Origin of the sequence: Bovifimicola ammoniilytica, from assembly GCF_025567085.1 — a bacterium.
Classification (GTDB): domain Bacteria; phylum Bacillota; class Clostridia; order Lachnospirales; family Lachnospiraceae; genus Bovifimicola; species Bovifimicola ammoniilytica.
Window position 1 is genome coordinate 352,733 of record NZ_JAOQJN010000001.1, and the last position, 16,578, is coordinate 369,310.

At 28.9% G+C, this 16,578-nt stretch carries 11 protein-coding genes and 1 CRISPR repeat array; of the genes, 6 read left to right on the forward strand and 5 right to left on the reverse strand.

The features are described from left to right. Positions 1 to 107 precede the first annotated feature (107 nt). A complete protein-coding gene (locus OCV48_RS01580) occupies positions 108 to 1,862 on the forward strand; it encodes a 1-deoxy-D-xylulose-5-phosphate synthase (RefSeq protein WP_147590949.1) in 1,755 nt (584 codons plus the stop codon). A 165-nt stretch (positions 1,863 to 2,027) separates the two neighbouring features. Here OCV48_RS01580 and OCV48_RS01585 read toward each other — a convergent pair whose 3' ends face one another. Together OCV48_RS01585 and OCV48_RS01590 are read right to left on the reverse strand one after the other, a co-directional pair. Then, entirely contained in the window at positions 2,028 to 2,318 is a 291-nt protein-coding gene (locus OCV48_RS01585) for a cysteine-rich small domain-containing protein (RefSeq protein WP_021983766.1), read from the reverse strand. A 31-nt stretch (positions 2,319 to 2,349) separates the two neighbouring features. After that, complete coding sequence (locus OCV48_RS01590) at positions 2,350 to 2,961, reverse strand: quinolinate synthase NadA (protein ID WP_147590950.1); 612 nt, start codon at positions 2,959 to 2,961, stop codon at positions 2,350 to 2,352. Positions 2,962 to 3,265: 304 nt separating this feature from the next. On the opposite strand from OCV48_RS01590, the gene cas9 reads away from it, so the two are divergent. The 5 genes from cas9 (at position 3,266) to OCV48_RS01615 (ending at position 12,905) form a co-directional block, all read left to right on the forward strand. Further along, the gene (cas9, locus tag OCV48_RS01595) at positions 3,266 to 7,327 is read left to right on the forward strand and encodes a type II CRISPR RNA-guided endonuclease Cas9 (RefSeq protein WP_147590951.1); all 4,062 of its coding nucleotides are present in this window, start codon (positions 3,266 to 3,268) and stop codon (positions 7,325 to 7,327) included. Positions 7,328 to 7,341: 14 nt separating this feature from the next. Further along, complete coding sequence (gene cas1 / locus OCV48_RS01600) at positions 7,342 to 8,199, forward strand: type II CRISPR-associated endonuclease Cas1 (RefSeq protein WP_317246799.1); 858 nt, start codon at positions 7,342 to 7,344, stop codon at positions 8,197 to 8,199. 4 nt (positions 8,200 to 8,203) lie between these two features. Then, positions 8,204 to 8,509, forward strand: a complete 306-nt coding sequence (cas2, locus tag OCV48_RS01605) for a CRISPR-associated endonuclease Cas2 (protein ID WP_147590953.1) — start codon at positions 8,204 to 8,206, stop codon at positions 8,507 to 8,509. Continuing rightward, positions 8,506 to 9,177 carry a type II-A CRISPR-associated protein Csn2 gene (gene csn2, locus OCV48_RS01610; RefSeq protein ID WP_147590954.1) on the forward strand — a complete coding sequence of 224 codons (672 nt, stop codon included), beginning with the start codon at positions 8,506 to 8,508 and terminating at the stop codon, positions 9,175 to 9,177. The genes cas2 and csn2 overlap by 4 nt, the downstream gene beginning before the upstream one ends. Positions 9,178 to 9,234: 57 nt before the next feature. After that, a CRISPR array of direct repeats spans positions 9,235 to 12,562; the repeat unit is 36 nt; unit sequence GTTTGAGAACCTTGTAAATTATGATAAGAGTAAAAC. A gap of 13 nt (positions 12,563 to 12,575) precedes the next feature. Beyond that, positions 12,576 to 12,905, forward strand: a complete 330-nt coding sequence (locus OCV48_RS01615) for a transposase (protein ID WP_262558627.1) — start codon at positions 12,576 to 12,578, stop codon at positions 12,903 to 12,905. A 367-nt stretch (positions 12,906 to 13,272) separates the two neighbouring features. On the opposite strand, the gene OCV48_RS01620 is transcribed toward OCV48_RS01615, so the two are convergent. The 3 genes from OCV48_RS01620 to OCV48_RS01630 all read right to left on the reverse strand — a co-directional run. Further along, positions 13,273 to 14,649: an ABC transporter permease gene (locus tag OCV48_RS01620; protein ID WP_147590955.1), complete on the reverse strand. Its 1,377-nt coding sequence runs from the start codon at positions 14,647 to 14,649 to the stop codon at positions 13,273 to 13,275. After that, entirely contained in the window at positions 14,649 to 15,305 is a 657-nt protein-coding gene (locus tag OCV48_RS01625) for an ABC transporter ATP-binding protein (protein ID WP_147590956.1), read from the reverse strand. The genes OCV48_RS01620 and OCV48_RS01625 overlap by 1 nt, the downstream gene beginning before the upstream one ends. Positions 15,306 to 15,315: 10 nt before the next feature. After that, positions 15,316 to 16,578: ABC transporter permease (locus OCV48_RS01630; protein ID WP_262558598.1), on the reverse strand; the 1,263-nt coding region annotated here is incomplete at its 5' end.

A 16,578-nucleotide genomic window follows, 5' to 3' on the forward strand; every position in this document is an offset into this window, starting at 1 on the left:
CATAATAATTAAAAAAAGTGTCAAAAAATATCTTGACCTAAAGTTGACTTTAGGGATTAGAATGAATTATATTATAAATTATATTAAGTAAAAAAGGAGTCGAAGATATGTTTATTGAAAATATTAATGGACCTGCAGACGTTAAGAAGTTAAATGCTGAACAGCTAGTAGTATTAGCCGGAGAAATAAGGCAGGCTTTATTAGTTAAGCTTAGTAAACGTGGAGGACATTTTGGACCAAACTTCGGTATGGTTGAGGCAACTATTGCAATACATTATGTATTTGAGTCACCAAAGGATAAAATTGTATATGATGTTTCGCACCAGTCATATCCTCATAAAATGCTCACAGGAAGAAAAGATGCATTCTTATATGAGGACCATTACACAGATGTATCGGGCTACAGTAGTCCTTATGAAAGTGAACACGATTTCTTTACTATTGGTCATACATCAACATCTATCAGTCTTGCCTGCGGTTTAGCTAAAGCAAGAGATTTGAAAAATGAACAGGGCAATGTAATTGCAGTTATCGGTGATGGCTCATTAAGTGGTGGTGAAGCATTAGAGGGGCTTGATTTTGCTAAAGAATTACAGAGCAATTTAATAATTGTAGTAAATGACAATGATATGTCCATAGCAGAAAACCATGGTGGACTTTATAGTAATTTAAAATTGTTAAGAGAAACAAACGGACAGGCAGAATGTAATCTGTTTAAGGCAATGGGACTTGATTATGTCTATGTGAACGAGGGAAATAATGTCGAGAAATTAATTGCAGCATTTACAAAAGTAAAGGATAGCAAAGTTCCTGTTGTAGTGCATATTAATACACAAAAAGGTAAAGGCTATGAAATAGCAGAAAAGCATAAGGAAAACTGGCATTATTGTGCTCCATTTGATATCGAGACAGGAAAAGCCAAATTTACAGATGATTTAATAGATTATTCAGATGTGACAGTAGATTATCTGTTAGATAAAATGAAGAAAGATAACAGAGTTGTGGCAATTACAGCAGCTACGCCTACAGTAATGGGATTCACAGAGGACAAACGTAGAGAAGCAGGCAAACAGTTTGTAGATGTCGGAATTGCAGAAGAGACAGCAGTTGCATTAGCTTCGGGAATCGCTAAGAATGGTGGAAAGCCTGTATTTGGTGTATATAGTACATTTGTGCAGAGAACGTTTGACCAGATTTCACAGGACTTATGTATTGACAGTAATCCTGCTACAATCGTTACATTTGCAGGATCAGTTTATGGAATGAATGATGTTACACACCTCGGATTACAGGATATACCAATGTTATCGAATATACCTAATCTTGTATACATTGCACCAGCTACTAAGGAAGAGTATCTTGCAGTTCTAGACTGGAGTATTGACCAGGATAAATATCCTGTAGCTATTAAGTTACCTGGTGGACCTATGATTTCAGATGGTAAGAAAATTACTAAAGATTTCAGTGAATTAAACAAATATGAAGTAACAGAAGCTGGAAATAACGTTGCAATAATAGGTCTTGGAACATTCTATGAAATGGGTAAAAATGCAGCTAAATTAATTGAAAAAAAGACGGGTATAAAACCTACAATTATCAACCCATATTACATTACAGGAATTGATGAAGATTTATTAGAGAAATTAAAAGACAACCATTCAGTGGTAATTACATTAGAAGATGGAATCTTAGATGGTGGTTTCGGTGAGAAGATAGCACGTTTCTATGGAACATCTGATATGAAGGTTTTAAACTATGGACTTAAAAAGGAATTTCTTGACAGATATGATGTACAGGAAGTACTATTGAAGAATCATTTAACACCTGAGCAGATTGTAGAAGATGTTATGAAAATCTCTTAATTATTAAAGAATTATTATTACTAAAATAAATGCCTGATGTAAACTTTATCTAGAAAATATAAGCTTACGTCAGGCAAAATTAGTTTATGGATATTTACAAACTTTTAATATTGTTATAATAATTTGATTAATTATATTTAATATGATTAATCCATCAAAATTTTATTAATTATCATCAGTAATTTTTGATGAATTATCATTTTGTTTGATAAGAGATAAAATATCCTGATATCTCTCATTAATCGCATCATAATTCTCACGCAAATGTGGAAACAGACAGTTACTGCAATCTTTAAAGCCATTTGGAAGATAGGAAAAATTCCCACCGCATTTATCACCAAGAGCATAAAGGGGACAATAGCAGAACAGACAGTTAAAGTTATTAACGTCAGCACCTTTATGACATGGAAAATATTCACACTCTTTATGAGAAAAATAAGAATAATTCTTTGACATCTGAATAATCTCCGTTCTGAATTATGATATATTATTTTGCAAGTTCTAACATTCTTGACAAAGGTTTTTCGGCTGCTTTACGCAAATCTTCATCAAGATTAATATATTCAATATTATAATTGTCCGAGTCTATATTTTCAAGGGCTTCGATAACTTTTTCTATACGCACTTTCTTCATATTAGGGCAGAATTGTCTGTGACCGACAGAATAGAATTTCTTGTCAGGATTTTTCTGCATAAGTTCAAAGAATACTCCCATTTCCGTACAGATAATAAATACATTTTCAGGAGAAGTGATGGCATAATCAATTATTTGCGAGGTGCTTCCGATGAAATCAGCAAGCTCTAAAGTATCTTCAGTACATTCAGGGTGAGCAAGCACTAAGGCTCCTGGGTGAAGTTCTTTCGCCTTAGCGACATCTTCGCTGTGAATACTTTTGTGAACGTGGCAGAAACCATCATTAAAGATAAAGTGTTTATCAGGAACCTGTTTAGCCACGAAACGTGCAAGGTTGTTATCGGGGATAAAGAAAATATTTCTGTTAGGAAGCTTCTTAACAATTGTAACAGCATTTGAGGTAGGGTATGAAGGTAATAAGGAACGGAAGTTCGATATGAAAGTACTGATTATGGGACAGCGAATATGATATAAATAGGGTGGATACGTTGAAGGATTAGATTGTTAAAATTCACCGATATTTAGATAAAAGACATCATAAATTTCGACAGAATACACAAAAACTTCTTTTACTATTATTCAATATATGTTAGAATGTAAAAGAGCAATAAAAAAAAGACCTTTCGGTCTTTAAATACCACACAATGTGGACCTTACGGCAATGTCGGATAAATCCTTATTTGAACTCACCTTGTAAATTATAGTATTAATTTATCATAGAAGTTCTACATTGTCAAGAAAAAAATAATTATACTAGGAGGAACAAAGTATGGAGAAAAATTATTATTTAGGATTGGATATGGGAACATCATCTGTAGGCTGGGCAGTAACAGATGAAAACTATAATCTGATGAGAAAAAAAGGTAAAGATTTATGGGGAGTTAGATTATTTAAGGAAGCTAAAACTTCAGCAGAAAGAAGAGTAAAAAGAACTTCAAGAAGAAGACTACAAAGAGAAAAGGCAAGAATTGGATATTTAAAAGAATTATTCGCGGATGAAATCAATAAAGTAGATGCAGGTTTTTATCAAAGAATGGAAGATAGTAAATTTATAAGTGATGATAAAACAGTACATCAGAAATTCACGTTATTTTCAGACACAAACTATACAGACGAGGATTATTATAATGATTATCCAACAATTTTTCATTTAAGGAAGAAGTTAATTGAGTCTGATGATGAATATGATGTAAGAATGGTATTTCTAGCACTTTTAAATATGTATAAGCATAGAGGGCATTTCCTAAATGCTAATTTGAGTGATAATGGTATGGGAGATATAAATGAACAGTATGACAGATTAAAAGAGTTATGTAGTGAATATTTAAACGTTGAATGGGAAAATAAGCCAGACAAATTTGAAGAAATATTGAAAGAATGTAATTGTTCGAACTCATTGAGAAATGAAAGATTATTAGAAACATTTAATTTGAAAAAAACTGATAAAGAAAAATGTGAAATGCTAAAGCTTATATGTGGGTTATCAGGAACATTATCAAAGATTTTTAAAGATTTAGATGATGATTCTGAAACAAAAAAGATGACAATTTCATTTAGAAGTAGCAATTATGATGAAGAAGCAATAAATGTAGAGGAAATAATAGGTAGTGAGAATTTTGAGATAATAGCTGTTCTAAAAGAAATACATGATTGGTCAATGTTAGCTAATATTATGAGAGGTAAAAAATATTTATCTGTCGCAAGAGTAGAAGAATATGAGAAGCATAAAGATGATTTAAAAATATTAAAAAAGGTTATAAAAGAGTATTCAATAGAGGAGTATAATAATTTCTTTAGAGTAATGGCAGATAATAATTATAGTGCATATGTTAATTCTGTTAATTCTAATAAAGAAAGTACAAGACGAGGAGCAAAATGTGATAATGATACTTTCTTTAAGGAAATAAAAAAAATAGTTAATAAATGTTATGATAGTGAAGAAAAAGAGTATATTTTAAAGGAAATAGAAAAAGGAACATTTTTACCAAAACAGATTATTAGCTCTAACGGAGTTATTCCAAATCAGGTTCATAAAATAGAAATGAAGAAAATATTACAAAATGCTGAAAAATATTTACCATTTCTAACAGAAAAAGACGATAGCGGATTATCGGTAAGTGAAAGAATATTACAAATGTTTTCTTTTCAGATACCGTATTATATAGGTCCAATTTCGGGTAAAATAGGCTCAGATGAAAAAAGTAAAAATTCATGGTCTGTAAGAAAAGAAAAAGGAAGAATATACCCATGGAATTTTAAAGATAAAATAGATGAAAAGGAATCGGCAGAAAAATTTATTGAACGAATGGTAAATCATTGCACATATCTAAATAATGAGATGGTTTTACCAAAAAATTCATTATTATATGAAAAATTTATGGTATTAAATGAACTAAACAATCTGAAAATAAATAATGAAAATATATCTGTTGAGTTAAAACAAAGTCTTTATAATAATTTGTTCAAAACAGGCAAAAAAGTTACAGCTAAAGGTATAAAGAGTTATTTAGAGAGAAATGGACTCTGTGAGCCAAATGAGGATATTAATCTAACAGGGATAGACGGGGACTTTACAAACAGATTGTCAAATTATGCAAAATTTAAGGGGATATTTAATACTGATGAATTAACATATGAGCAGTGGAATATGGCAGAAAAAATTATTAAATGGTCTACAATATATGGAGATTCTAAAAAATTCTTGGAAGAGAAAATCAGAAATGAATATAGTGAAAAGTTGGATTCTCAGCAAATAAAAAGAATTTTAGGCATCAAATTTAGAGATTGGGGTAGACTATCTGAAGAACTCTTGAATATGGAAGGCGCTGATGTTAATACTGGAGAGATAAAAAGTGTAATTGGCAGAATGTGGGACGAAAATTATAATTTAATGGAACTAATTGCTACTGATAATTTTACATATAAACAGGTAATTAAAGAAAAGCAAAACGGCTTAGATAAGTCATTGAGTGAAATAGATTATGATGATTTAGACGAGTTGTATGTATCAGCACCGGTTAAGCGAATGATTTGGCAGACGTTGTTAATCATTAAGGAATTAGTTAGTGTTATTGGTTACGAACCAACAAGAGTATTTGTCGAGATGGCAAAGGATGTTAATACTGAAAAGAAAAGAACAGATAGTCGTAAGAAAAAGTTTCTTGATTTATATAAACAATGTGAGAAAGACGAGAGAGATTTCTGGATAAAAGAAATAGACGACAAAAGCGAAGCAGAATTTAGAAAAAAGAAATTGTATTTGTATTATACTCAAAAGGGAAGATGTATGTATACAGGCGAACAAATAAATCCATTAGATTTGACTAATGATAATTTATATGACATTGATCACATATATCCAAGACATTTTGTGAAGGACGATAGTATAGAAAATAACCTTGTTTTGGTTAAAAAAGAAAAAAATGCACATAAAAGCGATACATTTCCGATTGAAGATGATATTAGAAAAAATCAATATGCATTTTGGAAAATGTTGTATGAGAAAAACTTTATTACTAAGGTAAAATATCAAAGATTGACAAGAAAAGAGCCATTTTCAGATGAAGAAAAAGCTAATTTCATTATGAGACAGATTGTAGAAACAAGACAGGGAACAAAGGTAATAACAGATATATTAGAAAAATCATTTGATAAAACTCAGATTGTATATGTTAAGGCAGGAAATGTCAGCTTATTCAGACAAAAATATGAATGCATAAAATGTCGTGAAATAAACGATTTTCATCATGCAAATGATGCATATTTAAACATAGTGGTTGGTAATGTATATGATACTAAATTTACAAGTGATCCTCGTAATTTTATAAAGGAATATAGAAAAAATCCTCAGAAGAACGAATATCATATGTATAAGTTATTTGATTATAATGTGCAGCGTGGAGATAGAGTTGCCTGGACAGCAAGCAATGGCGAAAGCATGAAAGTTGTTAAAGGTACATTGAAGAAGAATACACCATTGGTTACTTTTATGAGTTATGAGGAACATGGCGGCTTGTATGACCAGAATATCATTTCGGCAAAGGATATTGAAAAAGTAAAAGGTAAAGGGTATTTACCTATTAAATCAAGTGATTCCAGATTAAACAATACTGAGAAATATGGTGGATATGCAAAGGTGTCAGGTGCATATTTCTTTGTTGTAGAACATACCGTAAAAAATGTAAGAATTAGAACAATAGAGCCTATGCCTTGTTATTTGACAAAGGTATTAACTACCAAAGAAAAAATAGAAGATTATTGCTGTAATATTTTGAAATATGATAGTCCGGTAGTAAAGTATGAAAAAATAAAAATGTATTCATTAATTAAAGTGAATGGATATCCAATGTATTTAACTGGAAGAACTGGTAATCAATTAATCGTATCTAATGGAATACAACTCGTCCTATCATATGATGAAGCAAAATATATAAAAGATTTGTTAAAAATAAATCAAGAGGAATTTGATCAGAATAGATTAGAAAATTTAGGTATTAATAAATTTAGAAATGAAAAGTTATATGATACTTTGAATAAGAAGTATACAAATGAAATATATAAGAAAAGACCAAATTCTATGGGAAATAAAATGATAGAATGGAAAAATACATTTCAAAATTTATCAATAAAAGATCAGACAGAAGTATTGCTACAGTTAATTCAATTGGGACAAAAGCAAAATAGTGGTGTTAATTTAGAAAAACTTGGAGCTAGCAAGAAAACAGGAGTCAGTTTAGTTAGCAAAAAGATAACAGATAAGGAGTCATTTGAACTTATTAATAAGTCAATTACAGGGCTATACGAAAATAAAGTAGACCTGTTAAGAGTATGAGCTGGCGGACAGTTGTGATTTCTCAAAATGCCAAATTAGATTATCAGATAGGTTTTCTTGTTGTTAGAGGAAAGGAAACTACAAAAATTCATTTAAATGAAATAGGTATGTTGATTATAGAGAGTACAGCAGTATCTCTTACAACATACCTGCTAAGTGAATTGATGAAGAGAAAAATAAAGGTTATTTTCTGCGATGAGAAAAGAAATCCAAGTTCTGAATTATTGGCATATTATGGAAGTCATGATACTAGTATAAAAATAAGAAAGCAGATAGAGTGGACTGATTCTGACAAAGCTATGGTGTGGACAGAAATAGTTTCGGAAAAGATAAAGCAGCAGTCAATAGTTTTGAAATATTATGGTAAGATAAATGAATCTAAAATGCTTGAAGAATATATAATGGAAATAGAATTAGGTGATGTAACTAATAGAGAAGGACATGCAGCAAAAGTGTATTTTAATGCATTGTTTGGAAAAGATTTTACAAGAACAAAGGAATGTCCTATTAATGCTGGACTTAATTATGGATATTCAATAATTTTATCATTATTTAATCGAGAAATAGTTTCAAATGGATATATAACACAGATAGGTCTATTTCATAATAATATGTTCAATCAGTTTAATTTAGGCTCAGATCTAATGGAACCGTTCAGAACATTAGTTGATAAGAAAATAATGGATATGAAATTAGAAAAATTTGAAACAGATGAAAAACATGAGATAATTTCATTAATTAATAAAGAAGTAAGAATCAATAACAAAATAGAATTTCTTAATAATGCTGTAAAAATATATTGTAAAAGCGTATTTGAGGCATTAAATGAGAAAGATGTATCAGTAATAAGGTTTGTGGAAAATGAGTTATAGATTTATGAGAGTAATTATTATGTTTGATTTGCCAACTGTAACATCGGCGGATCGCAAGGAATATACAAAGTTTCATAAGTATTTGATAAAAAATGGTTTTTTAATGATGCAAGAAAGTATATATTGTAAATTAGCTCAAAATGCTTCAGCTGCGGAGTTAATCGTTAATAATATAAGAAATAACAAACCAATGTCAGGCCTTGTTCAATCAATGATAATAACAGAAAAACAATTTGGAAAAATAGAATACATAGTTGGTGAAAGAAAAAATGAAGTTTTAGATAACGATGATAGGCTGGTGATATTATGAAACTAACATATGCAAAATATAATTTAGTAATTGAATTATCAGAGAGTAAACCCAGTGTATTAATAATAGAAAATCCACAAAATATGGCAGAATTTATGCAAGAATTATATAATCAATATTGTGGATTAATTGAAAAATTTGTATTATCAGAAGAAGATAAAATTTTAAAATTAAATAAAATTGCGGATATGGTTATAGAACCATATTCGCTAGATTTGAATAGAAAAAATATTATTAATGGTCTTTATTCATATATGAATGACATTGCAAATGATTGTATAGAAGAAAGTGAGGTCCTAAATACAAATATACAATTAGTTATAGATAAAATAACAGATAATGTTCCATATAATAATATAACACATCAGTTTGATTTTAATTGGACAGATATGTTTAAATTATATGGTGTAAAAATTGATTCTGATTATCAAACGATTATTGAAAAATTAGTTGAATATATAAAAATTTGTTCATTTATATGTAAATATAAGTTAATTATTTTTGTTAATTTAAAAACGTATTTATCAGATGAAGAAATAGAAGAATTATACAAAATAAGTAATTATTGTAAGATATCACTGTTGCTTATTGAATCTAGAGAAAAAGATTGGAATGGTGATGAAATGGAATATATTATTGACAAAGACCAGTGTTTAATAGTAAAGTGAATATATTATAATTTATACCATTTACCAGATGGATAGGTTCGGAGATAACCATTTGAGGTTTGAGAACCTTGTAAATTATGATAAGAGTAAAACAGTTGTGACAGCAATTGCAACACCTGTGTCGTTTGAGAACCTTGTAAATTATGATAAGAGTAAAACTGTAATAACAGTAGGTATGCATCAGCGGTTGTTTGAGAACCTTGTAAATTATGATAAGAGTAAAACTTCTGACAACGTCGAAATTATATCTAATCCGTTTGAGAACCTTGTAAATTATGATAAGAGTAAAACTGTGATGTGTATATCTGCTCTGTGATGTCGTTTGAGAACCTTGTAAATTATGATAAGAGTAAAACTATCACGATTAAGAAAAACAACGTATTTATGTTTGAGAACCTTGTAAATTATGATAAGAGTAAAACGCTATATCGCAAGTTGGAAATTTACTAACTGTTTGAGAACCTTGTAAATTATGATAAGAGTAAAACGAATATGGTAAAGAATCGGCTAGTCATTTGGTTTGAGAACCTTGTAAATTATGATAAGAGTAAAACTGTTAATTTCCGACTGTACGTCTAAATTATGTTTGAGAACCTTGTAAATTATGATAAGAGTAAAACCATTTGCTCTCTACATCACTAAACCTTACTGTTTGAGAACCTTGTAAATTATGATAAGAGTAAAACTATGAAGAAACAAAAAGAAAGTATGATAGAGTTTGAGAACCTTGTAAATTATGATAAGAGTAAAACTAGCACGCCAGCAGACGAACAGAAACGCATAGTTTGAGAACCTTGTAAATTATGATAAGAGTAAAACTTCGGCGGCAACATTTACTAATATAGACTTGTTTGAGAACCTTGTAAATTATGATAAGAGTAAAACTTAGGTAAATACAAAAAAATATGGAAGTCTGTTTGAGAACCTTGTAAATTATGATAAGAGTAAAACCTACTTGAAGGTTGTGATAATATTAAGTCTGTTTGAGAACCTTGTAAATTATGATAAGAGTAAAACAAATAAAATACAATTAGAACATTCAATATTGTTTGAGAACCTTGTAAATTATGATAAGAGTAAAACAGAAGTCAGAGAAACAATAGAAAATGCTTAGTTTGAGAACCTTGTAAATTATGATAAGAGTAAAACTATACGGAACGTCATTAATATGGACATTTGAGTTTGAGAACCTTGTAAATTATGATAAGAGTAAAACTTCATAATAAAACGTTCGGTAATAGTTATGTTTGAGAACCTTGTAAATTATGATAAGAGTAAAACCTATCCTTGGTCTTGGAATTGCCGTATTTGGTTTGAGAACCTTGTAAATTATGATAAGAGTAAAACCGCTTGCTACTTCTCCGCATTATTATGATAGTTTGAGAACCTTGTAAATTATGATAAGAGTAAAACACTTAAAAAGAAAATTTGTTACTTTAATATGTTTGAGAACCTTGTAAATTATGATAAGAGTAAAACTTAATAATACGTCTATGCGTAAATGTGATAGTTTGAGAACCTTGTAAATTATGATAAGAGTAAAACTAAATCTGTATAAAGTCTTTATCGATTAAGTTTGAGAACCTTGTAAATTATGATAAGAGTAAAACCTGTTTTGCATTTAAATACTTGTCAATAGCGTTTGAGAACCTTGTAAATTATGATAAGAGTAAAACAAGAAATAAAAAATATAATCGATTTAGGGGGTTTGAGAACCTTGTAAATTATGATAAGAGTAAAACAACATATCTCATAAGTACCACCACCAAAGTGTTTGAGAACCTTGTAAATTATGATAAGAGTAAAACTCATTAATTGAACAAGAAATGGATATGAATGTTTGAGAACCTTGTAAATTATGATAAGAGTAAAACTACATTCTATCAAATTGCCATAAAATAAGTGTTTGAGAACCTTGTAAATTATGATAAGAGTAAAACGATTAATTTAATAATAGCGATAGGGATAAGGTTTGAGAACCTTGTAAATTATGATAAGAGTAAAACAAATATATACGAAGATAATATATACAAAGTTTGAGAACCTTGTAAATTATGATAAGAGTAAAACACCAAAATGGTCTACTGTTAAACTGTCTAGTTTGAGAACCTTGTAAATTATGATAAGAGTAAAACATATATCGGTGCGTTATTGTGGTGGTAATTGTTTGAGAACCTTGTAAATTATGATAAGAGTAAAACAACACGAACAAAACAATACCAGCAACAACAGTTTGAGAACCTTGTAAATTATGATAAGAGTAAAACTTTTGAATAGAATTGATTTGTATTAATACAGTTTGAGAACCTTGTAAATTATGATAAGAGTAAAACCTTTTCAGTTGTAAGTATTCAGATGGTGGTGTTTGAGAACCTTGTAAATTATGATAAGAGTAAAACTTTCTCGGAGATACAGTTCTCTGCGAAAATGTTTGAGAACCTTGTAAATTATGATAAGAGTAAAACAATTAATACAGCAACGTGAGATAAAGGCTAGTTTGAGAACCTTGTAAATTATGATAAGAGTAAAACATTAAAAAAGTTGTACGAAGATAATACAGGTTTGAGAACCTTGTAAATTATGATAAGAGTAAAACTGAGGCAAGTTAAATACTTCATAACCTTTTGTTTGAGAACCTTGTAAATTATGATAAGAGTAAAACCACAAGTAACTATATCATATCTATCTAAGTGTTTGAGAACCTTGTAAATTATGATAAGAGTAAAACTGATTTTGCACAGGGCATTTGTATTGAATGGTTTGAGAACCTTGTAAATTATGATAAGAGTAAAACGGCATTGGTGCCTGATACGATAGCAGGACGGTTTGAGAACCTTGTAAATTATGATAAGAGTAAAACTGTATAACGAGTACGAAGATGCAATATATGGTTTGAGAACCTTGTAAATTATGATAAGAGTAAAACAATAATTATTTGCTGTGTTCAGCAGATTAGTTTGAGAACCTTGTAAATTATGATAAGAGTAAAACGGATATTTGCTAGCATTTTCATTAATACAGTTTGAGAACCTTGTAAATTATGATAAGAGTAAAACGACTTTTTCACGTGAGAATGTCAAAGTCAGTTTGAGAACCTTGTAAATTATGATAAGAGTAAAACAGAAATCAGAAACGCATTTGATACCTATAAGTTTGAGTACCTTGTAAATTATGATAAGAGTAAAACAAATCTTAGTAACATTAGATGCACCTAATTGTTTGAGTACCTTGTAAATTATGATAAGAGTAAAACTTTAAGAAGCCAAAATACGAAATTAACCCAGTTTGAGTACCTTGTAAATTATGATAAGAGTAAAACATCGTTCTCATATGACAGAGATTTCTTCTAGTTTGAGAACCTTGTAAATTATGATAAGAGTAAAACAGATATTGTTGATATCAAGGGCAATAACTGTAAAACACCTTTGAAAGAAAGAACAAAAACACTTCAGGTAGCCAAAACATTTCTAAAATACAGACAGGAAGATTTGGAACGAATACTTTCAGATGACGGAATTCTTTTCAGAACAAACCGAAGCATTCAGGCAGAAGGTTCCTTTGGAGATTTAAAACATGATATGCAGTTTAGAAGATACTTAAGCAAAGGAACAACAAATGTTCTTGCAGAAAGTACATTGCTGGCAATGGCAAGGAATATAAATAAACTACATAACAAGATTCAAAAAGGCAAGACAGGAACTCATTTATTTCCGCTGAAAAGTGCCTGATTTTAAACTTTTTCAAATAGATTTTCAAAGCCAATAAAGACGGCTTGTTAAAGTGCACCATTTTTAGGAAATGACAGAAAAAATCGCAATTTCAACTTAGAAATAATCATAAAAACCGCATAAATGAAGCTGCCGCTTCACGAATTTTCATTCGTTAAAGCGACAGCCCCACTGATTGCAAAAAAAGAAGCTGTGCACTAATTCTTAGTGCGACAGCCCCTTTTTTATAAAACTAGATACTTGCTATGAAACATTTAACTTTTTTCTACAAAGTTTTAAATATGATCACTATACAAAAATTAAATTTTAACTATTTAAAAAGTAAACCATCTCTGATTTACTTTTAATAAATTATAAATATTTATTACTATTTTGCATCAATTAATAATTCTTTTGGACTTTTCTTTAAATTGCTTGACGAAGATATTAGCAAAGAAATTATAAGAACTATTGACATAAATAAAATCACATATATCATTAATTTTGGAGATATATTAATTTCTAAACTTGTTAGTGTTTTATTAAATCCATCTACTTCAGCACCACCTCCAAGCTGGCTAGATGCTGACTGTTTAGCAATTTGTTTTGCTATAGTACCAGTGACTTTACTTAATATGTTATTTCCAATCATACCTGCTGTATAAACAGCCAGAAAGTATGATCCTATAAATGCTGGGATTGATACAAATACTAGTTCAATAACAAATTGTCCGAATATTTTGGCTTTTGAAATTCCTAATGAAAGTAAAATTGCAATTTCTTTTTTTCTAGCATTCATCCATAAAAACAATAGTAATGAAACTGTAACACCTGCAAATAGTAATGAACCTGCAAATAATTTGTTCGCTATTTTATATATACCTGATATTGATTGTTGTAGTGCTGGGTAATTATTTGAACTTTTAATCAAATTATATTGTTGCCAATCTATATCGAGTTTTTCAATATTTTTAATAACTTTATCTAAATTTTTATCACCTTTTACAAAAAATGTTGCATCTTGATATACTGCAGTATCCTCTGTATTTCCATATACTTTTGCAGCCGTATCTAAATCAGTTATCAAAGTATTTTCGTAAAGTTCTTGAGCTGCAGTAACGCCACCTTCATTATGACCATCAAAAAGACCTTTTATCTCAACTTCAACTTCTTCATTTGCTCCTTTTTCATTATCGGCATCAAATAAATTAGATTTTATTTTTATTTTATCTCCAATTTTTAAATTGTTTTTTTCTGCTAAGTCTTTATGCATTAAAATCTTGTTTTTATCATTTTCATTTAAGTGTTCCCCACTAGATAATTTGTAAGCTCCTGAGATAAACTTATTTTCTTTTGATGAATCATTAACTCCCGTTAACATAACAGTTCTTTTAAAGTTTTTTGCTCTTTCTGGTGATTGTCCTGAAAGTGTTTTTTGAGTTTCTATTATATCATTATCTACTAAATCGGCAACACTATTAATTCTTTTTACGTATGAATCAATATCTTTAGATTCAGCAATTTTTTTAATATCCTGTCCTTTTATATTGCCACCACCTCTTGGTGTTCCAAAATTAACTCTTCGGTTTATTTCCATAGAGAAACTATTTGTTATATTTCCAAAAGTTTCTTTTGATGCTCTGTTCGTAGCATCTTTAATTGATAAACTAATAAGACAAAGTGTTGACATAGCTGTTATAACTAACAATATAATTATTGATTTTAGACTTTTTCTGGTTACATAATGAAATGCATTTTTAATCATTATTTGACCTCCTGAGTAATTTTGTGTATTTTTTTAAGTTTTCTATCTCTTAATTCTAAAATAATGTCAGCAGAATTTGCAACTTCTTTGCTATGTGTTACCACGATTACACACTTATTTCTTTCTTTTGCTAACTTTTTAAGTATTTCAATTATTTCACCAGCAGTATCAACATCAAGATTTCCAGTAGGTTCATCTGCTAAAATTATTGGGGCTTCTGAAACTAATGCTCTTGCAATTGCCACTCTTTGTTGTTGTCCTCCTGATAACTTCATTACATTTCTATTTATTTGACTTTTATCAAGCCCTAATTCAAATAAGATTGTTTCAGATGCATTTTTATTTACTAATCTAACATTTTCTATTGGTGTTAAATAATCAATTAAATTATAGTTTTGAAAAACTAATGATATGTTATTTTTTCTATGATTACTATAGCCGTCTTTCTCTATATCATTTCCTTTAAATAAGATTTGACCATTTTGTGGTTTATCTAAACCTGCTAATAGTGAAAGTAATGTTGACTTTCCTGCCCCTGATTTTCCTATTATTGCATAGAATTTTCCGATTTCAAATTTTTGATTTACATTAGATAATACTAACTCACCTGAATTTGAATAATTATATGTTACATTTTTTATTTCTAATATATCCATTTTTAATCTCCTAACTTATTTTTGATAATATTTCTTTTGGTTTTTTAATTAATATCATTAAACTTGAAATAATAACTGATAGAACAATAATTCCAATTAATATTCCGTAACTTTGTAGAAATGTTATGAGATTTGAAATTAAATTATTGTTTTTAAGTAAGCTATCAACCATTATTGTTGAATCATCAGAATTCATAAATCCACCGACTATAATATTTAATATTACATTTCCTATAAACAATGATAATACCAAAGAGGGTAGTGATATAAATAATAATTCAAGTATAAATTGAGTTACAATTTTTATTTTACTTATACCAATTGATAACAATATTCCTATTTCATGTATTCTTTCTCTTAACCATAATATTAATATTAATGACAATACCGTTATTCCACCTATCATAATTGAATATGTCATAATCTTAATAATATGTTTTATTCCATCTATAGACTCTAGTGTTTCTTCGAATACATGGTTATCACTTGAAACATTGAATTGTGACCAATCAATTTTAATTTTTTTAATTTTATTTAATGCTACCTTTGTATTTTCTGAACTGTCTGAAAATATTGCAAGTTTATTAACAATTTTGTTATTTTCAGGTTTATTTAATGCTTTTTGACTTGATTCATAATCAATAAATACCATATTTTCACTAAAGTCTGATGATAAACCAGTATATTTTTCTTGTTTTTTACCTGAAAAGATTCCAATTATCTCAAACTCATATTCTAATTTCTTTTCACTATTATTAAAATCAATTAATTGAAGTTTGATTTTATCGTTAAGTTTTAGGTTATTTTTTTCAGCAAGTTCCTTATGAATAAGAATTTTTCCTCTATCATTATTATTAATATGTCTGCCTTTTATAATAGTGAAAATACCACTATTAAATAAATTATTCTTTTCACTATTATTAGTAGCTTCTACTGAAAGCATATTTTTGAACTCATCTGATAAATCATCTCGTTCTACTAATTGAGTTCCATCTACAACTTTGATGTTTGTAGTTCTAGCTAGTCCATCATACATAGTGATAATTTCTTTTATTTCTTTAATATTATCTAATTCTTTAAACTGATTAGTTTCAAAAGTATCACCATTATTTTTAGTTATTGATAATGATGTATTTGAAATCTTGTATAAGTTTTTTCCTAAATTATTTGTTGATTTTGATATGTTCAAACATGAATACAAACATGAGAGAACTAATGTTAAAATAATAAATACTATACCTGTTCTATTTCTTTTTCTTAAAATATATGCTAT